The 20,141-nt window shown below is 71.8% G+C and carries 21 protein-coding genes; 16 read left to right on the forward strand and 5 right to left on the reverse strand.

Annotation, left to right across the window (positions count from 1 at the left end; genetic code table 11):
• Positions 1-108 precede the first annotated feature (108 nt).
• Together VKN16_22540 and VKN16_22545 are read right to left on the reverse strand one after the other, a co-directional pair.
• The gene (locus tag VKN16_22540; protein HME96990.1) at positions 109-1,014 is read right to left on the reverse strand and encodes a M23 family metallopeptidase; all 906 of its coding nucleotides are present in this window, start codon (positions 1,012-1,014) and stop codon (positions 109-111) included.
• A 9-nt stretch (positions 1,015-1,023) separates the two neighbouring features.
• A complete protein-coding gene (locus VKN16_22545) occupies positions 1,024-1,392 on the reverse strand; it encodes a polymer-forming cytoskeletal protein (GenBank protein HME96991.1) in 369 nt (122 codons plus the stop codon).
• 304 nt (positions 1,393-1,696) lie between these two features.
• Between VKN16_22545 and alaC the strand changes: the two genes are divergently transcribed.
• The 3 genes from alaC (at position 1,697) to VKN16_22560 (ending at position 5,267) form a co-directional block, all read left to right on the forward strand.
• Positions 1,697-2,869 (forward strand): alanine transaminase, encoded by a 1,173-nt coding sequence (gene alaC / locus VKN16_22550; protein ID HME96992.1) that lies wholly within the window; start codon positions 1,697-1,699, stop codon positions 2,867-2,869.
• A 63-nt stretch (positions 2,870-2,932) separates the two neighbouring features.
• On the forward strand, positions 2,933-4,231 hold the full coding sequence (locus VKN16_22555; protein ID HME96993.1) for a homoserine dehydrogenase: 1,299 nt from the start codon (positions 2,933-2,935) through the stop codon (positions 4,229-4,231).
• A 46-nt stretch (positions 4,232-4,277) separates the two neighbouring features.
• Positions 4,278-5,267 (forward strand): lysylphosphatidylglycerol synthase transmembrane domain-containing protein, encoded by a 990-nt coding sequence (locus VKN16_22560; GenBank protein HME96994.1) that lies wholly within the window; start codon positions 4,278-4,280, stop codon positions 5,265-5,267.
• 19 nt (positions 5,268-5,286) lie between these two features.
• Here the strand turns inward: VKN16_22560 and VKN16_22565 are convergent, their stop codons facing one another.
• Entirely contained in the window at positions 5,287-5,478 is a 192-nt protein-coding gene (locus VKN16_22565; GenBank protein ID HME96995.1) for a hypothetical protein, read from the reverse strand.
• A 216-nt stretch (positions 5,479-5,694) separates the two neighbouring features.
• Here VKN16_22565 and VKN16_22570 point away from each other — a divergent pair, with 216 nt between their 5' ends.
• From VKN16_22570 to VKN16_22600, 7 genes are read left to right on the forward strand one after another with little or no spacing between them, the layout of a single operon-like run.
• Positions 5,695-6,270, forward strand: coding sequence for a sigma-70 family RNA polymerase sigma factor (locus tag VKN16_22570; GenBank protein ID HME96996.1), 576 nt, complete (start codon positions 5,695-5,697; stop codon positions 6,268-6,270).
• Positions 6,267-6,761 (forward strand): zf-HC2 domain-containing protein, encoded by a 495-nt coding sequence (locus VKN16_22575; GenBank protein ID HME96997.1) that lies wholly within the window; start codon positions 6,267-6,269, stop codon positions 6,759-6,761. Before VKN16_22570 ends, VKN16_22575 begins: the two co-directional genes overlap by 4 nt.
• Before the next feature lie 2 nt (positions 6,762-6,763).
• Complete coding sequence (locus VKN16_22580; GenBank protein HME96998.1) at positions 6,764-7,069, forward strand: hypothetical protein; 306 nt, start codon at positions 6,764-6,766, stop codon at positions 7,067-7,069.
• A gap of 1 nt (position 7,070) precedes the next feature.
• Positions 7,071-7,706, forward strand: coding sequence for a DUF3106 domain-containing protein (locus VKN16_22585; protein ID HME96999.1), 636 nt, complete (start codon positions 7,071-7,073; stop codon positions 7,704-7,706).
• Positions 7,707-7,755: 49 nt separating this feature from the next.
• Positions 7,756-8,985 carry an aspartate kinase gene (locus VKN16_22590; protein ID HME97000.1) on the forward strand — a complete coding sequence of 410 codons (1,230 nt, stop codon included), beginning with the start codon at positions 7,756-7,758 and terminating at the stop codon, positions 8,983-8,985.
• 1 nt (position 8,986) lies between these two features.
• Positions 8,987-10,102 (forward strand): zinc-binding dehydrogenase, encoded by a 1,116-nt coding sequence (locus VKN16_22595; GenBank protein ID HME97001.1) that lies wholly within the window; start codon positions 8,987-8,989, stop codon positions 10,100-10,102.
• Complete coding sequence (locus VKN16_22600) at positions 10,099-10,935, forward strand: nitroreductase family protein (protein HME97002.1); 837 nt, start codon at positions 10,099-10,101, stop codon at positions 10,933-10,935. Before VKN16_22595 ends, VKN16_22600 begins: the two co-directional genes overlap by 4 nt.
• A gap of 43 nt (positions 10,936-10,978) precedes the next feature.
• Here VKN16_22600 and VKN16_22605 read toward each other — a convergent pair whose 3' ends face one another.
• On the reverse strand, positions 10,979-11,308 hold the full coding sequence (locus VKN16_22605; GenBank protein ID HME97003.1) for a hypothetical protein: 330 nt from the start codon (positions 11,306-11,308) through the stop codon (positions 10,979-10,981).
• Between the two features lie 257 nt (positions 11,309-11,565).
• Here VKN16_22605 and VKN16_22610 point away from each other — a divergent pair, with 257 nt between their 5' ends.
• Both VKN16_22610 and VKN16_22615 read left to right on the forward strand, forming a co-directional pair.
• Complete coding sequence (locus VKN16_22610; protein ID HME97004.1) at positions 11,566-12,072, forward strand: helix-hairpin-helix domain-containing protein; 507 nt, start codon at positions 11,566-11,568, stop codon at positions 12,070-12,072.
• On the forward strand, positions 12,065-14,452 hold the full coding sequence (locus tag VKN16_22615) for a DNA internalization-related competence protein ComEC/Rec2 (GenBank protein ID HME97005.1): 2,388 nt from the start codon (positions 12,065-12,067) through the stop codon (positions 14,450-14,452). The genes VKN16_22610 and VKN16_22615 overlap by 8 nt, the downstream gene beginning before the upstream one ends.
• Before the next feature lie 44 nt (positions 14,453-14,496).
• Here VKN16_22615 and VKN16_22620 read toward each other — a convergent pair whose 3' ends face one another.
• Positions 14,497-15,495, reverse strand: a complete 999-nt coding sequence (locus VKN16_22620) for a DNA-directed RNA polymerase subunit alpha (GenBank protein ID HME97006.1) — start codon at positions 15,493-15,495, stop codon at positions 14,497-14,499.
• Between the two features lie 133 nt (positions 15,496-15,628).
• Here VKN16_22620 and mltG point away from each other — a divergent pair, with 133 nt between their 5' ends.
• From mltG to VKN16_22640, 4 genes are all read left to right on the forward strand, one after another.
• Positions 15,629-16,687: an endolytic transglycosylase MltG gene (gene mltG / locus VKN16_22625; protein HME97007.1), complete on the forward strand. Its 1,059-nt coding sequence runs from the start codon at positions 15,629-15,631 to the stop codon at positions 16,685-16,687.
• Between the two features lie 118 nt (positions 16,688-16,805).
• A complete protein-coding gene (locus VKN16_22630) occupies positions 16,806-17,519 on the forward strand; it encodes a lysophospholipid acyltransferase family protein (protein ID HME97008.1) in 714 nt (237 codons plus the stop codon).
• Positions 17,516-18,925, forward strand: coding sequence for an argininosuccinate lyase (gene argH / locus VKN16_22635; GenBank protein HME97009.1), 1,410 nt, complete (start codon positions 17,516-17,518; stop codon positions 18,923-18,925). Before VKN16_22630 ends, argH begins: the two co-directional genes overlap by 4 nt.
• On the forward strand, positions 18,922-20,001 hold the full coding sequence (locus tag VKN16_22640; protein ID HME97010.1) for a hypothetical protein: 1,080 nt from the start codon (positions 18,922-18,924) through the stop codon (positions 19,999-20,001). The genes argH and VKN16_22640 overlap by 4 nt, the downstream gene beginning before the upstream one ends.
• The last annotated feature ends 140 nt before the right edge of the window (positions 20,002-20,141 follow it).

Raw genomic sequence — 20,141 nt, forward strand, 5'->3', positions numbered from 1 at the left:
TGAGGACGCGGGCCACCTGCACTTCATCGAGCAGGCCGAGCGGTTCACCGCGACCCACCTGGAGTTCCTCGAGAAGCACCGCGGGGCCTGACGGCCCGCGGGTCGCCCTCAGCGGGCGGACCGGGCGACGGCCGGAGCCGACTCTTCCCAGATGTAGCTGTGGGGGTTCACCGGCTGGCCCTTCACCTGGATCTCGTAGTGCAGGTGGGGACCGGAGGACCGTCCGGTGTTGCCGGTCAGCGCGATCGTGTCGCCCCGCTGCACCGGCTGGTCCATCGCGACGCTCAGCCGGGACAGGTGGCCGTAGAGCGACTTGGTGTCGTTGCCGTGCTCGATGATGACGGTGACGCCGTACTCCGCGTGCTGACCCGCGAAGACCACCACACCCGGGGCCGGAGCCCGCACCGGCGTGCCGATGGCGGCCCCGATGTCGATGCCGCTGTGGAACTCGGAGTTGGGGGCCCACGGGGACCGGCGCTGGCCGAAGTCCGAGTTCACCGGCCCGCGCACCGGCCAGCGGGACGGCAGCGAGGCGAGCACCCGGCTGGCCCGGCCGAGGAAGCGCTCGAGCGAGCGGATCGACTCGCCCTCCTCCTTCACGATGCCGAGCAGCCGGTCCATCTCCTCCTTGACCGGCGGGCGATCGCCCTCGCCGGCGACTCCGCCCCCGATGCCGGCGCCGCGTCGGGCCGGGCCCGCCTCGGGGCCGAACGGCTCCCAGATCTTGGCGTGCAGGTCGCGCCAGCTGTTGATCTCGCCCCGGATCTCCCGCATGCGCTGCTGGGAGGCCTCGATCAGGCTCTGCTGGCTGGCCAGGCGGGCGCTCAGGGCGGAGAAGGCTGCGCGCTGATTTCGGAGCGAAACGTAGTCGGGGTAGATGACGGCCAGGCCGAGCAGGGTCACCGCGAAGCCGCCGACCAGGGCGCCGACCACCCAGCCGGGCACGGAGAGGCGCAAGACGCGGCTGCCGTCGTCCCGAACCATCAGCAGATTGAACTGCTTGGGCTTGCGCATCGTCTCCGGTCAGCGCTTGAGGGGGACGACGGCCAGGTCCCGGCCGCTGATCTCCCCCATCGGGCTCGGCTTGGCCATCCGGCAATGGCCTTCGAAGACCACGCCTTCCTCCACCACCACGACGGGGGCTTCGACGTCGCCGTACATCCGGGCCGTCCGCTTGAGGTCGATCCGCTCGGTCGCCCGCACGTTGCCGGTGATCTCGCCGTTCACCTGGACCCGCCCGGCCCGGATGTCGGCCTCAACCACTCCGCGCTCGCCGATGATCAGGGTGTCCTCCGAGCTGATCTCGCCCTTGAACCTGCCGTTGAGCATCACCGTCCCGCGAAACGTGTAGCGGCCCTCCATCTCCGATCCCTCGTCGATGAACGCCGTCAAGTCGCTTCGCCGCGGTCGCTTGCCCCGTCGCCTGAACATTGACCGTCCCCTCCCCTGTGCTGCCCTGCCGTCTGCCGGGCTTTCGTGGCCGCCTGGGGCCTCGAGCGGTGCCTCTCTGGACCGTGTGCTGGAAGGGTCGGTGTTGGTTACGGTTTCGCCCGGTATGGCTTTCTAGCACGCGGTTTCTGAGGGTGTCAACCCCCCTCCCCGAGCCCGCCGAGTGCGCTGTATGTGCCCGCCGTACAGCGTTTTGTTGACACTTTCGCGACTCGCGAAGTAAGATCGGACTCCCTGGAGAAGATCAATGGATGAGTTCTACCGGATCAAGCGTCTCCCGCCGTATGTCTTCGCGATCGTCAACGACCTGAAGTCCAAGGCGCGAGCCCGAGGCGAGGACATCATCGACCTGGGCATGGGCAACCCGGACCAGGAGACGCCCAAGCACATCGTCGACAAGCTGGTGGAGGCGGCCCGGAACCCACGCAACCACCGGTACTCCGCCTCCAAGGGGATCACCCGCCTTCGCAAGGCGGTCACCACCTGGTACCGCACGCGCTACGGGGTCGAGCTCGACCCCGAAACCGAGGCCATCGCGACCATCGGCGCCAAGGAGGGCATGGCCCACCTGGCCCTGGCGGTGCTCCAGCCCGGCGACGGGGCGCTGGTCCCGAACCCGACGTACCCGATCCACTCCTACTCGGTCGTCATCGCCGACGGCGACCTGCGATCGGTGCCCCTCGTGCCGGGGGAGGACTTCTTCGCCCGGCTCCAGGAGACCGCCAGGCTGGCCTGGCCCAAGGCCAAGCTCCTGATCCTCTCGTTCCCCCACAACCCGACCACCGCGTGCGTGGACCGCGACTTCTTCGTGAAGGTGGTGGACTTCGCCCGCGAGCACCACCTCATGGTGGTGCACGACTTCGCCTACGCCGACTTCACCTTCGACGGGTACAAGGCGCCGTCGTTCCTGGAGGTTCCGGGGGCCAAGGAAGTGGGGGTCGAGATCTTCTCGCTGTCGAAGTCCTACAACATGCCGGGCTGGCGGGTGGGCTTCGTGTGCGGCAACGCGAAGATGGTCCACGCGCTCGGCCGTATCAAGTCGTACCTCGACTACGGGGCGTTCCAGCCGATCCAGATCGCCGCGATCATCGCCCTGGAGGGCGAGCAGGGCTGCGTCGAGGACATCGTCGAGCTGCACAGAAAGCGCCGCGACGTCCTGGTGGACGGCCTCAACAAGATCGGCTGGACGGTGGAGAAGCCCAGGGGCACCATGTTCGTGTGGGCCCCCATCCCGGAGGAGTTCCGCAGCATGGGCTCGCTGGAGTTCTCCAAGCTGCTGATCCAGGAGTGCAAGGTGGCGGTCTCGCCCGGCATCGGCTTCGGCGAGTACGGCGACGGCCACGTCCGGTTCGCCCTGGTCGAGAACGAGCAGCGGATCCGCCAGGCCCTCCGCGGTCTCAAGACCCTCACCAGCCGGTAGCGTGCCGGGCACGACCGCGGACCGCCTGACGCGCGCGTCGCCTCCGCGGCCCTCGATGGAGCCATGAACGAGATCAAGATCGCCCTCCTGGGGCTCGGTACGGTCGGCTGTGGCGTGGTCAAGATCCTCCAGAGCCACGGCGCCGAGATGTCCGAGCGGGCCGGCTGCCGGCTCACGCTGGGCCGGGTGGCCGACGCGGACCTGACGCGGCCACGCGAAGGGCTGGATCTGAAGGCCCTGCCGCTCACGACCGATGCCAACCAGGCGATCGACGACCCATCGGTCCGTATCGTCATCGAGCTGGTCGGGGGCCTCGAGCCGGCCCGCACCTTCATCTTGAAGGCGCTGCAGGCGGGCAAGCACGTGGTGACCGCCAACAAGGCGCTGCTGGCCCACCACGGCGACGAGCTGTTCCAGGAGGCGCGTCGGAGCCGGGTCATGCTGGGCTTCGAGGCCGCGGTGGCCGGCGGAATTCCGCTCATCCGCGCGGTGAAGGACGGGCTCCCGGCCAACCGGATCCTGTCCGCCTTCGGCATCGTGAACGGGACCTGCAACTACATCCTGTCCAAGATGGCCGACGAGGGCCGGGACTTCGGCGAGGTGCTGAAGGAGGCCCAGGCGCACGGCTACGCCGAGGCCGACCCGACGCTCGACATCGAAGGGCTCGACTCCGCCCACAAGCTGCAGATCCTGGCCACCCTCGCCTTCCGGACCGCGGTGGACCTCAAGGACATCTACACCGAGGGCATCACCGCCATCTCCCAGCAGGACGTGGTCAACGCCGGCGAGCTCGGCTATCGCATCAAGCTCCTGGCGATCGCGAAGGCCTCCGAGGGCGCCCTCGAGGCGCGGGTGCACCCGACCATGATTCCGGCGTCCTCCCCGCTCGCCGCGGTCTCCGGCGTGTTCAACGCGGTGTTCATGACCGGCGACAACGTGGGCAACCTCATGTTCTACGGGCGCGGGGCCGGCCAGCTCCCGACCGCGTCCGCGGTCTGGTCCGACGCGCTCGAGATCGCCCGGCGCGAGGCCCACGGCATCCCCGCGCTCGAGTCCGACCTGCCGTCGCTGGCGCGCCATCCCCTGCCGCTGCGGCCGGTGGACGAGATCCGCTCGGCCTACTATCTCCGGGTCATGGCGCTGGACCGTCCCGGCGTCCTCGCCCAGGTCGCGGGCATCCTGGGACAGAACGACATCTCATTGGTGTCGGTGCTGCAGAAGGAGCGGGCGCGCACCGAGGCGGTCCCGGTGGTGATGATGACCCACGAGGCCCGCGAGCGTGACATGCGCGCCGCCCTGGCCGCCATCGACACGCTGCCGGTCGTGGCCTCGCGCAGCACCATGATCCGGGTCGAGGCGTGACCGGGCCGTCGCGGCTCGCCGCCCCCGGCCGCTGAGCCTGATCCGGATGCCGTCGTTCGGGCGGCTGGGCAAGATCCTGCTGGGCCTGGCGGTGAGCGCCGGGCTGCTCGTCTACTTCTTCTGGGACGTCGATCTGCGCGTCGTCGGCGCCCGGCTCCGGGAGACGCTCTGGACCTACCTGGCCCTCAGCGTGGGTCTCGGCTTCGTCTCCATCTGGCTTCGCGCGGTGCGCTGGTACTACCTCTTCCCGCCGGGCGCCCGCCCGAGCCATCTCTTTCGCGCGCTGATGATCGGGTACATGGGCAACAACCTGCTGCCGCTCCGCGCCGGCGAGCTGGTGCGCGTCTACGTCGTCACGCGTCGGGGCCAGCGCTTCGGCACCGCCTTCGCCACCGTGGTCGTCGAGCGCGTGCTGGACGGGCTGTCGGTCGGGTTGATCGTGGCCGCGCTCCTCCTCGTGGTGCCGGTGCCGGCCAGCGTGCGCTGGTCCATCGTGGTCTTCCTGCTGGCGGACCTGGCGGGAATCGTGGTCCTGGTCGCGATCGCGGCCGCGCCGGCCGCCTGCCGCGGGCTGATCCAGTGGCTCTTCAGGCGAGTGGGCTGGCTCGAGCGCCGCCTCCTCGGGCTGCTGGATACCATGATCGAGGGGCTGCGCGGCGTTCAGTCGGCCGGCCACACCGGGCCGATCGTGGCCTACTCGGTCGGCATCTGGCTGGTCCTCGCGCTGTCGTTCTGGACCGCGCTCCACGCCGCCCACCTGGACCTGCCGCTCGCCGCAGCGTGGACCTTGCTCGCGTTCCTCGGCCTGGGCGTGAGCCTGCCCTCGAGCCCCGGGTTCGTCGGCGTGATCCAGGCGGCCACCGTGCTGGCCCTGGCTCTCTTTGCGGTGCCCCGCACGGAGGCGCTGTCCTTCTCGCTGCTGCTGCACGCCTCGCAGTTCTTCCCGATCACGATCGTCGGCCTGCTGTACCTGCTGGTGGAGCACGTCAGCCTGGCCGACGCCACGCGGGGTGCGGTCGCGACTCCCGACCGGTAACGGGGCGCCGGCCCGCCTGCTAACGGCGGCGGCCCCACCGGCGGTCCTGGATCCAATCCGTGATCCGGTCGGTGAGGTCGATCAGCAGCACCAGCGCGATGCCGGCAACCAGGAGCCAGGCGAGCCCCCGCAGGCTCACGCCTCCGACGAACATCAAGGTCGGAATCGCGACGGCGACCAGCAGCGCCAGCAGGGCGATCCCCCATCGCATGACGGCAGGGTATGACCGGCCCGGGCAAAGCCCCAAGGATTTGGGGGCCGCCATCGTAAACGGCCGGGCCGACCCGGCCGTCGTATCCGGGGACGGCGGCACTCCACCCGGAGCGGACGAATCGTGAACGTGAATGAATTCAATAGGATATGATGTGCTGGTCCGAGGCAGCGCGTCGGTGGGGCCCGTGTGGGAAGATCGGGCCGAGGGGCGCCCGTGGAGTCGAGCGATGAAGAGCTGTGCCGTGCGGTGGCGGAGCGAAAACCAGGAGCATTCGATCTCCTGGCGGAGCGCTACCAGGAGCGGGCCTATCGCATCGCCTGGTCGATCGTGCGCGACCGCGAGGAGGCCAAGGACTGCTCGCAGGATGCCTTCATCCGGCTCCACGAGGCGGCCGGCTCGTTCGCCGGCCAGTCGAAGTTCTCGACCTGGTTCTACCGGATCCTGGTCAACTGCTGCCTCGATCGCCAGCGGCGCCGTCGCGGCTGGCGTCGGCTGGTCGGCTGGCGCGATCGCGGTGACGATCCGGACGGGCCCGATCCGGTGGAGCAGGCCGCCGCGCCGTTCTCGGATCCGGCGGACGCGCTCGACACGGAGCAGCGCATGAGCCGCGTGTGGGCGCTGGTGAACGAGCTCTCGCCGCAGCAGCGCGCCGCGGTCACGCTCTCGGTGCGGGAAGGGCTGGCGACCCGCGACATCGCCGCCGTGCTCAGCGTGTCGGAGGCCACCGTGCGGGTTCACCTGCACCGGGCCCTCTCGACGCTGAGGCGGCGGCTCGGGGACGAGGCATGAGCGACGTACATGTCGACGAGCTGCTGGTCGATCACGCGCGCGGCGAGCTGGCCGAGCCGGAGCGCTCCCGCGTGGCCGCCCATCTGGCCATCTGCGCCGAATGCCGGGCGACCCGCGAGCGCTACACCGCGCTGATGGCCGAGCTGCAGCGCACCGCGCCGACGCCTCCCTCCGTGCACTGGGGCGCCTATCGCGCGGAGCTGCGCGATCGGCTCGAGCGCCGCGGCGCCGCCGGTCCGGTCTGGGGCTGGCTGCTGCGCCCGGCGCCGGCCTTCGTGGCCGCCGCCCTCGTCACCGCGCTGGTCGTGGCCGGGTGGCCGGGCATCGTGCGGGGGCCGGGCGCGCCCGATCCGCTGGCGCTCGACAACACGATCCTGGCCAGCCAGCTCGACATGATCGCGCGGCTCGACGTGGTGCAGCGGCTCGACCTGCTCGAGGACTTCAACGTGATCAACGAGCTGGACGAGCTGCCGGAGGCGAGCAAGAGCTGAGCGTGCCGGCGTGGGTCGGGTGGGCGGGGCTCGCGCTGCTGGCCTTCTCGGGCGCGGTGGAGGCGGGCGCGGCCGAGCCGGCGGCGACGCCCAAGGCGACCGGTGATGCGGTGGACGCGGAGATGCTGAGAGACCTCGATCTGCTGACCAGCCCCGACTACGCGCGCGATCGCGAGGTGACGCGCCGCATGGGCCTGCTCGAGCGCCTGCGCATGCTCGAGAACCAGGCCGCCGACGACGCGGCCGCGCCGGGAGGCGACCGCTCCGATCCCGCGAGGACGACCGCGCCCGCGAAGGAGAGCCGGTGACATGCGCGGCCTGATCGCGCTCGCGCTCGGCCTCCTGACGCTCCCCCTGATGCTCCCGGTGTCGGCCGTGCTCGCGCAGACGCCGCCGCCCGCGGCGGCCCCCGCCGCGCCCGGCGCGCCGATCCAGGGGCTCGAGCGCCTCTCCCCCGAGGAGCGGGCCCTCGCCGAGCGCAATCTCGAGCGATGGAAGAGCATGACACCCGAGCAGCAGCAGCGCGCGCTCGAGAACTATCGTCACTGGCGGAGCCTCTCGCCCGAGGAGCGGCAGAACGCGCGGCAGAACCTGCAGCGCTTCCGCCAGATGCCGCCGAGCGAGCGCGCGCGGATCATGCAGGACTTCCAGCGCTGGAACCAGCTACCCGAGGACCGTCGCCGGGAGCTGGAGCGCGACTACGATCGCTTCCAGCGGCTGCCCCCCGAGCGGAAGCAGCAGATCCAGCAGCGCTTCGAGCGCTACCAGTCGCTCTCGCCCGAGCAGCGCGAGCGCATGGACCGAAATCTCGAGCGCTGGCGCAACATGACGCCCGAGCAGCGCGAGCAGGCGCGCGAGCAGATCCGCCAGCGGCGACAGGAGCGGCCGCCATCGCGCGCGATTCGTCCGCGCGACGACGGCGGCCCCGCGCACCGCCCCCGCTGAAGCCCGCAACTTTACACTCTGCGCGGCCGTCGTGTAGGATGGCCCTCCCATGGGTCAGCTGATCGTCCAGAAGTACGGCGGCTCCTCCGTCGCGGATCCCGAGAAGATCAAGAACGTGGCCCGGCGCGTGGCGGACTATGTCGCGCAAGGCCATCGCCTGGTGGTCGTGGTCTCCGCGATGGGCAAGACCACCGACGGTCTCGTCTCGCTCGCGGGCGTGATCACGCCCACTCCCGATCCGCGCGAGATGGACATGCTGCTGGCCACCGGCGAGCAGGTGACGATCGGGCTGCTCGCGATGGCGCTACAGTCGCTCGGTCATCCCGCGTCCTCCTTCACCGGACCGCAGGTGGGGCTCGTCACCGATACCGCTCACACCCGCGCGCGCATCAAGCGCATCACCGCCGAGCGCATCCACCGCGCGCTCGACGCGGGGCGCGTGGCGGTGGTGGCCGGCTTCCAGGGCACCACCGAGGACGGCGACATCACCACCCTCGGCCGCGGCGGCTCCGACCTCACCGGGGTCGCGCTGGCCGCCGCGCTGAAGGCCGACGTGTGCGAGATCTTCACCGACGTGGACGGCGTCTACACCGCCGACCCCAACGTGGTGCCCGACGCCCGCAAGCTGCCGCGCGTCTCCTACGACGAGATGCTCGAGATGGCCGCCCTCGGCGCGAAGGTGCTGCAGGCCCGCTCGGTGGAGTTCGCCAAGAAGTACAACGTACCGGTCCACGTGCGCTCCACCTTCAAGCCGGACCCGGGCACGCTGGTCACCAGGGAGGATCACAGCATGGAAGACGTGGTGGTGACCGGCATCACCCACGATCGGGGACAGGCGAAGGTGTCGATCTTGCGGGTGCCGGACCGGCCCGGCATCGCCTCGCGGGTGTTCGGCGGCCTGGGATCGCAGAGCATCGTGGTGGACATGATCGTGCAGAACATCAGCCGCGACGGGCTGACCGACATCTCGTTCACGCTGCCGCGGGCCGATCGCACCCGCGCGGCGAGCGTGCTGGCCGCGATCGCCCGCGACATCGGCGCGGAGGGCGTCACCGCGGACGACCGGGTCGCCAAGGTCTCGATCGTCGGCGTGGGCATGCGGAGCCACGCCGGGGTCGCGGCCCGCATGTTCGAGACGCTCTCCCGCGAAGGCATCAACATCCAGATGATCTCGACGTCCGAGATCGCGGTCTCCTGCGTCATCGAGGACAAGTACGCGGAGCTGGCCGTCCGGGCCCTCCACGACGTCTTCGAGCTGGGCGCGGAGCGAGGAGCCTGACATGGCCGACACCGCGCGCGCCGCCGTCTTCTTCGGTCCCGGCAAGCCCTTCGAGATCCGCCCGGTGCCGATCCCCGAGATCGAGCCCGAGGCGGTCCTGATCCGGGTGACCCACGCCAACATCTGCGGATCCGACCTGCACTTCTGGCGCGGGGACGCGCCCCTGCGCCTGCCCGACGACGGCTGGATCTTCGGCCACGAGATGACCGGGCGCGTGGCCCGCCTGGGCTCGAAGGTGAAGACCGACTCGCTCGGCCGCCCGCTCAAGGAAGGCGACCGCGTCGCCTACACCTACTTCTACCCGTGCGGCCGCTGCTACGCGTGCCTGCACAAGGAGCCCGCGGCCTGCCCGAGCAAGATCGAGCGGCCGCTCGGCCCCGGCGCCTTCCCGCACCTGCACGGCGCCTTCGCGGATCACTACTACCTGCGCCCGCGCGGCGAGGTGTTCGTGGTGCCCGACGTCCTGCCCGACGAGGCGGTGGCCGGCGTGAACTGCGCGCTCTCCCAGGTCTTCTACGGCCTGCACGTGGCCGGCCTGCGGCAGGGCGACGCGGTGGTGCTGCAGGGCGCGGGCGGCCTCGGCATCCAGGCCGCCGCGGTGGCCAAGGACATGGGCGCGCAGACCGTGATCGTGGTGGACCAGATCCCGGGCCGCCTCGAGCTGGCGAAGGCTTTCGGGGCGGACCACACCATCGACGTGAAGGAGATCACCGACCGGCGCGAGCGGGTGAAGCTGGTGCGCCAGTGGACGGGCGGCGTGGGCGCGGACCTCGCGTGCGACCTGGTGGGCTTCCCCGCGGTCATCCCCGAGGGCATCGAGATGCTGCGCTCGGGCGGCACCTATCTGGAGATCGGCACGATCAGCCGCGGGGCCAAGGTGGAGCTCGAGCCGTCGCTCCTCGTCTGGGGCTCGAAGAAGATCATGGGGGTCATCCAGTACGACCCGTGGGTGATCCCGCGCGCGCTCGACTTCCTGGTGCGCACTCGCGAGAGCCGCCCGTGGCACCGCATCCTCTCGCACAAGTACCCGCTCGAGCAGATCAACGAGGCCTTCGCGGCCTCGGAGTGGCACAACCGGGAGACGACGACGATCACGCGCGCGGCGCTCACGCCGTGACCCGCACGATCGCCGACCTGATCCAGGAGCGCTTCGGCCTGGCCACCGAGGCGGGCCGCGACCGGCCCGCGGAGGGCGCGCTCGCGCTGTTGCTCTCGCACCGCACCCAGCGCCGCTACAAGCCGGAGCCCATTCCCGACGAGGTGCTCGACATCGCGCTGGCCGCCGCGCTGTCGGCCCCGTCGAAATCGGACCTGCAGCAGGTCGGCATCGTGCTGGTGCGAGACCGATCGAAGCAGTCCACCATCGGCTCCTGGATCCCCGACATGCCGTGGATCGCCCAGGCGCCGCTGTTCATGGTCTTCTGCGGCGACCACCGCCGCATCCGCCGGATCAGCGAGCTGCGCGCCCGCCCCTTTCCCAACGACACGCTCGACATGTTCATGAACGCGGCGGTGGACGCGGGGCTCGTGCTGCAGGCGTTCATCGTGGCGGCCGAGGTCCTCGGGCTCGGCTGCTGCCCGATCAGCGTGGTGCGCAACCACGTCGAGAAGCTCGCCGCGCTGCTGGAGCTGCCGGCCGGCGTGTTCCCGGTGGCCGGGCTCTGCGTGGGCTATCCGAGCCAGCCGGGGTGGACGAGCATGCGGCTGCCGCCGGCGGTGACCGTCCACACCGACCGCTACGACGACGCCGACCTTCCCGCCCAGCTCGACGCCTACGATCGGCGACGCGAGGCGCGGCACGCGACGCCCAAGGAGAGCCAGCGCTTCGCGGATCGGTACGGCTATGCCGAGCGGTACGGCTGGTCGGAGGACAAGGCGCGGCAGTACTCGGTGCCCGAGCGCCACAACTTCGGGCCGTTCATCCGGGGCCACGGCTTCGGGCTGGCCTGACCCGCCGCGCGCGCATCCGCGCGCGCGCGCATCCGCGCGCCTCCTAGGGCCCCGACGGGAAGCAGACGCCGCGCCGGCCCTGCTCGCAGATGCACTCCATGGAGGCGCCCTGCGGGCCCTTGATCGTCACGATGCGGCCGACGCAGGACGGCCGGCGCAGGAGCTGGCCCACCAGCAGCAGCGCCCCCATGACCAGCACCACCCCGACCCCGATGCGGAACACGCGGCGCTCGCGCCGCTGGCTGCGCCGGATCCCCGCTTCCCGGCTCCAGTGGGCGCGGCCCTCCATCCGCCAGAGCGTGTTCAGCAGCACGAGCACGAAGGCGCCCGCGAGCGTGGCGATGACGACGAGGATCGCGAGATTTTCGGCCACTGGGATCGAGTCGGTAACCGGCCATCGCCGACGCCATCGACACCGGCGAATCTGGCATGGACTGGCTGCGTCACCGGACTGTAGCACGATCGGCGGGCGCCCTCCACCCGTGCGACGCGCGCGAAGCGTCCGCGCGGACCCACGCGGCATCCTTCCGGATACACCGCATCTCGGATATACCGCATCCGGGCGGATATACGCCGCGTATCCGAACTCGCACTCTTCTCGCGCGCTTCGCCGCGTGCGAGCGTGGGCGCATGCCGTACACGCTGCCGCAGCTCCGGCTCCTGATCCTGCTGGCCTTCACGCTGCTGGTCGGGCTCGGGGTGCGCGAGTGGCGCGCGGGATTCCCGGATGCGGCGGAGCGATTCGAGCGGTTCGATCGCGAGGACGCGGTGAGCCCGCTCGTTCCCGACGCGGACGCGGCGCCGGCCGGCGCCGCTCCTCGCCAAGCGCCGGGCCGGCCCACGCCGCCGCCCCCCGCGGCTCCGGCCGTGCCCGGCCGCGTGACCCCGCCGGCGCCCGCAACCCCCGTCCCGGTCCCGGCCGCGCCGCCGCCCCCCGCCGAGCCGCTCGACGTCAATCGCGCCGACGCGACCGAGCTGGCGCGCCTGCCCGGGGTGGGCGCGGGTCTCGCCCAGCGCATCGTCGAGGAGCGCGAGCGCCGCGGCCGCTTCGACTCCCCCGAGGCCCTGCGCTACGTGCTGGGCATGGGGCCGAAGAAGCTCGCGGCGATCCGCCGCTTCATCACCGTGCGTGATTGATCGGCTCGTCCCCGCCGCGCCGCTGCTGCCGCCCACCGCCGCGGTCGCGGCCGGCATCGCGGCCGGCTCGTGGTGGGCCATCCCGCCCGCGACGCTGCTCGCGGCCGGTGCCCTCGCGCTGCTCGCCTCGATCCTGCTCGCGCCGCGCATGCCCCGAGTGGCGCTCACGCTCGTGCTCTCGGGCATCGCGGTGCTGGGAGCGTTGCGGGCCGCGCCGGCCCCGCTGGCCGACGACCACCTCGCGCGACGCGCCCCGCCGAGGTCGGTCACCGTCGAGGCCAGGCTCGCCCAGGAGCCGGTCCGGTGGGCGCCGGATCGCACGCGCCTGCTCCTCGACGTCCTCGCGATGCACGCGGGCCCCGAGCGGCTGCCCGCCTCGGGCCGCGTGCAGATCACGGTCTACGGAGAGATCGCGGCGCGGCTCGGGGAGGGGCAGCGGGTGATCGTGGACGCGCGGCTGCACCCTCCGATCGGCTACCGCAATCCGGGCGGCTTCGACTACCCCGCGCATCTGCGGCGCGACGGCATCCTGCTGGTCGGCAATGCCCGGGCCGATCGGCTCGTCGCGCTCGCCCCGGACACGCCGCCGTGGCCCGTCGCGGTCAAGCGGTGGGCGGTCTCGGTCATCACCGCGCGACTGCCGGAGACCTCGGGCGCGCTGCTGGCCGGTCTGCTCATGGGCGAGCGCTCGCAGCTGCCGCCCGAGAGCGACGAGGCGTTCCGTCGCGCCGGCGTCTATCACATCCTCGCGGTGTCCGGGTTCAACGTGGCGCTGCTGGCCGGCGCGATCTTCGCCGGCCTCGCGATGTGCGGCGTCCCGCGCCGCGGCGCCGCGGTGGCGGCGGCGGCCGCGCTGATCGGCTTCGCCCTGGTCGTCGGCGGACAGCCGTCGGTGCTGCGGGCCACCCTGATGGGCCTGCTGCTCCTGGCCGCGCTGCTGCTCGACCGCGAGTCCCAGCTCATGAACGCGCTGGCCGCCGCCGCGCTCGCCCTGCTCGTCTGGCGGCCGGGCGATCTCTGGGAGCCGGGCTTCCAGCTCTCGTTCGCGGCGACCGCCGGGATCATCTACGTCACGCCGTGGCTGGCCGCGATCCTGACCGAGCGCGGCTGGCCGGCCTGGCTCGCGACGGCGGTGGCCGTGAGCCTGGGCGCGCAGGCCGCGGTCACGCCGCTGATGCTCGCCCACTTCAACCAGCTCTCGCTGATCGGCGTCGTGGCCAATCTCGCGGTGGTCCCGCTGGCCGGCATCGCCACCATGCTGGGAATGCTCGCCCTGCTCATGGAGCTGCTCTCCTCCGCGCTGGCCGCGCTCCTGTTCGAGACGCTGTGGCTCGTCCTGGTCGTGCTGCGCGCGATGGTGTCGATCGCCGCCGCCATCCCGGGCGCGATGGCGCATCTGCCCGCCCCGGCCCCCGGCGTCGTCGTCGCCTGGTACGCGGCGCTGGCCCTGGCTCCCCCCGCGGTCGCGTCGACGCGCGCGCGTGTCGTGGTCGAGGCGCTCGCGGTCGTCGTTGCGGTCGCGTCGATCTGGCCGTGGCTCTCGCCCACCGAGGGGATGCTGCGCGTCACCTTCCTCGACGTCGGCCAGGGCGACGCCGCTCTCGTCGAGCTGCCCGACGGGCCCCGTCTCCTCGTCGACGGCGGCCCCGGCGGCGCTCGGCGCTTCGACGTGGGCGAGCGGGTGCTGGCCCCGTTTCTGTGGAACCGGCCGGTCCGGCGCCTGGATGCAGTGGCGCTGTCGCACTGGGACATCGACCACTCCGGCGGGCTGGCCGCCGTGCTCCGACGCTTCCACGTCGGCGAGTTCTGGGAGAGCGGGCGCCCCCCGTCCGGCGCCGCGGACACGGTGGCGGCGCTCGGCCGATCGGGCGCGCCCCGCCGGGCGCTGGCCGCCGGCCAGCGGCTCTGGCTGGGTCGCGCGATGGTCACCGTGCTCGGCCCCGCGACGGGACCGCCGGTGGCGGCCAACGACCAGTCGCTGGTGCTGCGCCTGGACTGGCGCGGTGTCTCCCTGCTGCTGCCGGGCGATCTGGGGGCGCAGGGCGAAGCGGCCTTGCTCGGCCGCGGCGGCCCGCTGCGCGCGCTGGTCCTGAAGGTGGCGCACCACGGCAGCCGCTCGTCGTCGGGGGTGCCGTTCCTTCGCGCCGCGCAGCCGCTGATCGCGGTGGTGTCGGTGGGCGCGCGAAATCCGTTCCGGCATCCGAGCCCCGACGCCCTGGCCCGGCTCGAGGCCGCCGGCGCCCACATCTACCGCACGGATCGCGACGGCGCGGTCATGCTGGAGACCGATGGCCGGGTGCTCCGCGTCACCGCGTGGGCGCGCGGCACGACCGACACGTTCCATCTGGCCGACCCGGAAAACACCACGGCCCCCGGATGATCTCCGGAGGCCGTGAGTGGGACGCGCGGGAAGGCGGGAGGCGGTTATGTCTCGAACGCGCGCTCGTAGTGGGCGCGCAGCCGCTCCAGCTCCTCGGGATCGAGACGCATGCCGAGGGAGAGCCCCATCTCTCCCAGGATGGTCTTGATCTCGTTCAGCGACTTCTTGCCGAAGTTCTTGGTCTTCAGCAGCTCCGACTCGGTCTTCTGCACCAGGTCGGCGATGGTCCGGATGTTCGCGGTCTTGAGGCAGTTGGACGCCCGCACCGACAGCTCCAGCTCGTCGACATTCCGGAAAAGATGCTCGTTCACTTCGCTGCGCACCGGCGGCTCGGTCCCGGTCTCGGTGCCCTCGGCCGGAGGCGGCGCGTCGACCGGAAAGTCGACCAGCAGGGCGAACTGGTCGTCCAGGATGCGGGAGGCGTCGGCGACCGCGACCTCCGGGGTCAGGGTGCCGTTGGTCCACACCTCGAGGATCAGGCGCTCCGCGCCGGAGGGCTCCGCCTCGACGTGGAAGTTCACGCGCTTCACCGGCGAGAAGTCGGCGTCCATCAGCATCGCGTTGATGGGCAGCGCCTCCGGCTCGCGCTTCTCGGCGGGCTGGTAGCCGCGGCCGCGCTCGACGCACACCTCCATCTCGAGGCTGCCGTCCTTGTCCAGGGTGGCGAGGGCCACGTCCGGGGTCAGGACCTCGACGTCCGAGTCGGGCTCGAAGTCCCGCGCGGTCACCGTGCGCACGCCCTGGGCCTTCAGCCGGAGCAGCTTCGGACGGTTCACGTGCAGCGTGAACACCAGCTGGCGGAGATTGAGAATGATGTCCAGGGTGTCTTCCCGCACGCCGGTGAGATGCGAGAACTCGTGGAGCACGCCCTCGATCTTGACCCAGGTGGGAGCGGCGCCCGCGATGGAGGACAGCAGCACCCGACGGTAGGCATTGCCCGCGGTCAACGCGAAGCCCGGCTCGAACGGCTCGATGGCGATCTTCCCGTAGGCACGCTCCCGGGCGAGCCACTCGTGACGGACTGGAAGCATCAGCTCCTGCATTGGGGTTCCTCCTCGGAAAATGAGGGGCGGCGTTGGCCCCGGCCGATCATTATACCAGGGAACTCCGGGGCCGCCAGCGTTCGCGGACCCGCAGTTTGACTGAGAAACGAAGCCCGGCCAATATGGGGAAATCATGATGGAGCGCCCGAGATCGCTGACGGTCTGGGGCCGAGGGCCCCGTCCCGGTCCCACCTGGCGCACCGCGGTCGGCTTCGGGCTGGTGGTCTTGATCCTCGCCCTGCTGCTCGAGGGCTGGTGGATCCTGACCGTTCCCGGCCCGCTCCGCGCCCGCCCCCGGGTCGTCGAGATCCCGGCCCACAAGGGTGTGGTGGAGGTCGCGGAGATCCTCGACGACGCCGGGGTCATTCGCAGCCGGGTGGGCTTCGTCCTCCTGAGCCTCGCCCGGGGCAGCTTCCGCAGCCTGAAGGCCGGCGAATATCAGATCCCGGCCGGCACCAACACGGTGCGCGTGCTCGAGCTGATGGAAGGCGGCCAGGTGTTCCAGCACATGGTGGTCTTCCAGGAAGGGAGCACCCTCGGCGAGCTGGCGCGCCAGCTCCAGATCGAGCGGCTGGCCGCGGCCGAGGACATCCTGCGGGTCGGCAAGGATCCCGTCTTCCTGAAGACGCTCGACATCCAGGCCGACTCGGTCGAGGGGTATCTCTTTCCCGACACCTATCAGTTCGTGAAGGGCATGACACCGGAGGAGGTTCTGGCCCGCATGGTCGCGCGCATGCGCGAGAAGATCTCGCCGGAGCTCCTGCTGGAGGCGCGGCACCGTGATCTCACCGTGCACCAGCTGCTGACGCTGGCCTCCATCATCGAGAAGGAGGCGGTGGAGCCGGCCGAGATGCCGCTCATCTCCGCGGTGTTCTGGAACCGGCTCAAGCGGGACATGCCGCTGCAGGCCGATCCGACCGTGCAGTACGCGGTGGGCAAGGACCGCAAGCGGCTCACCCGCGAGGATCTCCAGGCCGACTCGCCGTACAACACGTATCGCCGCCAGGGGCTGCCGCCGGGTCCCATCGCGAGCCCCGGCCGCGCCGCCATCCAGGCCGCCGCGCGACCGGCCTCGGTGGGCTACCTGTACTTCGTGGCCACCGACGACCGCCACCACCAGTTCTCGACGAACCTGGCCGACCACAACGCGGCGGTGGCCCGCTACCGCCTCGCGCGCACGAACACGAAGTAGCCGCCGCGGGCGCGTCGAGTATCCGGGCCCGGGCGGGCGCCAGAGCGTCTCCTCCGGGCGGGGGCTCGTGCTATCCTCGCGCCGTATGGCCTCGGGCGACGATTCCTCCACCCTTTCGGTGCTGCCGTCCGCCGCGGCGGCGACGCCCCGTCGTCGCGCGCCGGAGGGGTTCCCCCTGCTCTATCACGTGTTTCGCGCCACCTCGGGCCTGCTGCTGCGCGGGCTGTTCGACCTGCGCGTGCACGGCATCGAGCACCTGCCGGAGTCGGGCTCGTTCATCCTGGCCGCCAACCACCACAACTACCTCGACGGCGTGGTGCTGGGCGTCGCGGTGCCGCGGCCCATCTCGTTCCTGGTCATGCCGCGCGTGTTCCGGGCCACGCCGCTGCATCCGCCGATTCACCGCCGTATCGGCTCGATCCCGGTGAACCTCGAGCGGCCGGATCCGGGGGCGATCAAGCGGGTGCTCCGCGTGCTGGAGGCGGGGCGCGTCGTCGGCATCTTCCCCGAGGGCCCGTTCAGTCAGGAAGGGCGGCTCGTGCGCGGCCAGCCGGGCGCGGCGATGATCGCGCTGCGCGCCGGGGTGCCCATCGTGCCCGCGGCCATCGCGGGCACCTACGAGGCGCTGCGGGCGCGGCGCTTCTACCTGCCGCGACGGCATCCCGTCTCCGTCCGCTTCGGCGCGCCGCTCTACTTCGAGCGTCTGCGCCATCGGCCGGCCGCGCGCGCGGTGCGCGAGGAGATCACCCACCGCATCATGTCGGAGATCGCCGCGCTCCTCCGTACCGCCCCCGAGCCCGCCGCGGCCGCCGGCCGGGCGGGCGTGTCGTGACCGCCGCGGGCCCGCCGCCGGGGAAGGCCTGGGCCGGGCGCTTCGCGCAGGGGGCCGATCCCGCCGCCGAGGCCTTCACCTCCTCGCTGTCGTTCGATCGGCGTCTCTGGCCGTACGATCTCACCGGCAGCGCGGCGTGGGCGCGCGCGCTGGCCCGGGCCAAGCTGATCACCGACGCGGAGCTGGAGAGCCTCCTCGCCGGGCTCGACGCGGTCCGCGCGGAGCTGGAGGGCGGCGCGTTCCCGTTCCGGCGCGAGCTGGAAGACATCCACATGAACGTGGAGCGGCGGCTCGTCGAGCTGGCGGGGCCGGTCGGCGGCAAGCTCCACACCGGTCGCTCCCGCAACGACCAGGTCGCGCTCGACGAGCGGCTCTACCTGCGCGACATCCTCGATCACGTGGACGCGGGCCTCCGCGAGGTCCAGGGCGCGCTGCTCGCGCAGGCCGAGCAGCACCGCGAGGCGCCGATGCCGGGCTACACCCACCTGCAGCGCGCCCAGCCGGTCCTGCTCGCGCACCACCTGCTCGCCTACGTGTTCATGCTCGAGCGCGACCGGCAGCGCTTTCGCGAGGGCCGCGCGCGCGTCAACGTCATGCCCCTGGGCGCAGCGGCCCTCGCGGGCGCGGCCTTCGCCATCGACCGCGAGGTCCTGGCCCGCGATCTGGGCTTCAGCGCGCCCAGCCCCAACAGCATGGACGCGGTGGCCGATCGCGACTACGTCGTCGAGTTCCTCGGGAGCGCGGCGATCTTCGGCATGCACTGCTCGCGCCTCGCCGCCGATCTGACCTTGTGGGCGACCGCCGAGTTCGGCTTCGTGGAGTTCGCGGACGCCTTCGCCACCGGCTCGTCGATCATGCCGCAGAAGAAGAATCCCGACGTGGCCGAGCTGATGCGCGGCAAGTCCGGGCGGCTCTACGGCAACCTCACCGCGGTGCTGACCACCATGAAGGGGCTGCCGCTGACCTACAACTCCGACATGCAGGAGGACAAGGAGCCGCTCTTCGACACGGTGGACACGCTCGAGGGGATCTTCCGCGTGCTGCCGCCGATGCTCCGATCGCTGACCTTCCGAACCGAGCGCATGCGCGAGGCGGCCGGCGCGCACTATTCCACCGCCACCGATCTCGCCGACTACCTGGTGCGCCAGGGCCTGCCCTTCCGCGAGGCCCACGAGGTGGTGGGTCGAGCGGTGCGGCACGCGATCGCGAAGGGCTGCGAGCTGGCCGACGTGCCGCTGGAGGAGCTGCGCGGGTTCTCCGCCCTGATCGGCCGCGACGTCTACCCGGCCCTCACCGTGGAAGCCTCGCTGCGGGCGCGCGCGGTGATCGGCGGGACCGCGCCCGACGCGGTCCGCCAGCAGCTCGCGCACGCGAAGGCCCTGCTCGAGCGCGACGCCTCGTCGTGAGGCCGAGCGCCCGATCCCTCCTGGCCGTCCTGTTCGCGGTCGTCACGCTGGCCGCCTGCGGCAAGAAGGGCCCGCCGGTGGCTCCGGAGCTGCGCGTGCCCGCCATGCCCGCGGCGCTGCGCGGCTCGGTGGACGGCGAGAGCATCGTGGTCTCGTGGACCCAGCCCGACACCCGGCTCGACGGCACCAAGCTGCGCACGGTCGATCGCTATACGCTCTACCGGCGGGAGGAAGCCGACGCCGGCCCGCCGAAGTCGGCGATGCTCTCGCACGGCCGCGTGGTGGGCTACGACGAGATCGCGACGATCCGAACGGACGCGCCGGCGCCCGCGGTGGTCCAGGGCTCGTCGGTGACGTGGGTGGACCGCCGCGCCCTGTCGGTGGGTCGCCGCTACGTGTATGTCGTCACCGCGGAGGATTCGATCGGCCGGAGCAGCGCGCCCTCGGAGCGCCTCGTGGTGCCGTTCCTGGCCGCGCCGCAGCCCCCCGCCGACGTCAGCGCCGAGCCGGGAGACCGGCGCGTGACCCTCACGTGGCAGCCGCCGCCCGCGCTGATCGACGGCTCGCCGGTCACCGGCGAGATCAAGTACGTCGTGCTCCGCGGCAGCGGCGCGACCGGGCCGCTCGCCGCGATCACGCCCCAGCCGCTGTCGGAGACCACCTTCACCGACACCGGGCTCGACAACGACGCCGACTACCGCTACGCGGTGCGCGCGGTGCGCGTCGAGCCGGCGGTCACCGCGGCGGGCGAGGCGTCGGCCACGGTGGCGGCAGCGCCGCGCGATACCACCCCGCCCTCGCCGCCCAGCGGGCTCGTCGCGGTGCCCTCGGCGGACGCGGTGCGGCTGGCCTGGAACGCGAGCCCGGAGCCGGACGTGGCGACCTACGCGATCTACCGGGCGACCGGCGCCGGTGAGCTCACGCGCGTCGCCACCACGACGGTGCCTGCCACGGTCTACACCGATCGGGATGTGAAGCCGGGCACGACCTACCGCTACGCGATCACCGCGCTCGACCGCGCGCGCCGGGCCAACGAGAGCGCGCGCTCCAACGTGGTCTCGGTGCGGGTGCAGTAGGTCCTAGACCGTGACGTCCGGACACATCGTGCCCGACTCCCGGGTCTCGCTCGCTCCGCGCACCGTGGCTGTCTCGTGCCTCATCGTTTTTCTCATGCTGTCCACCGCCAATGTTGCGCTCGTGAGGTGGCTCGACAACA

Source organism: Candidatus Methylomirabilota bacterium, assembly GCA_035315345.1.
Taxonomy (GTDB): domain Bacteria; phylum Methylomirabilota; class Methylomirabilia; order Rokubacteriales; family CSP1-6; genus CAMLFJ01.

Excerpts from the sequence above, each read along its gene's own strand:
- VKN16_22590 (HME97000.1), top strand. The coding sequence starts at position 7,756 with ATGGGTCAGCTGATCGTCCAGAAGTACGGCGGCTCCTCCGTCGCGGAT.
- VKN16_22620 (HME97006.1), bottom strand. The coding sequence starts at position 15,495 with ATGCAGGAGCTGATGCTTCCAGTCCGTCACGAGTGGCTCGCCCGGGAG.
- VKN16_22610 (HME97004.1), top strand. The coding sequence starts at position 11,566 with ATGCCGTACACGCTGCCGCAGCTCCGGCTCCTGATCCTGCTGGCCTTC.
- VKN16_22565 (HME96995.1), bottom strand. The coding sequence starts at position 5,478 with ATGCGATGGGGGATCGCCCTGCTGGCGCTGCTGGTCGCCGTCGCGATT.
- mltG (HME97007.1), top strand. The coding sequence starts at position 15,629 with ATGATGGAGCGCCCGAGATCGCTGACGGTCTGGGGCCGAGGGCCCCGT.
- VKN16_22595 (HME97001.1), top strand. The coding sequence starts at position 8,987 with ATGGCCGACACCGCGCGCGCCGCCGTCTTCTTCGGTCCCGGCAAGCCC.
- VKN16_22575 (HME96997.1), top strand. The coding sequence starts at position 6,267 with ATGAGCGACGTACATGTCGACGAGCTGCTGGTCGATCACGCGCGCGGC.
- alaC (HME96992.1), top strand. The coding sequence starts at position 1,697 with ATGGATGAGTTCTACCGGATCAAGCGTCTCCCGCCGTATGTCTTCGCG.
- VKN16_22560 (HME96994.1), top strand. The coding sequence starts at position 4,278 with ATGCCGTCGTTCGGGCGGCTGGGCAAGATCCTGCTGGGCCTGGCGGTG.
- VKN16_22585 (HME96999.1), top strand. The coding sequence starts at position 7,071 with ATGCGCGGCCTGATCGCGCTCGCGCTCGGCCTCCTGACGCTCCCCCTG.
- VKN16_22555 (HME96993.1), top strand. The coding sequence starts at position 2,933 with ATGAACGAGATCAAGATCGCCCTCCTGGGGCTCGGTACGGTCGGCTGT.
- VKN16_22540 (HME96990.1), bottom strand. The coding sequence starts at position 1,014 with ATGCGCAAGCCCAAGCAGTTCAATCTGCTGATGGTTCGGGACGACGGC.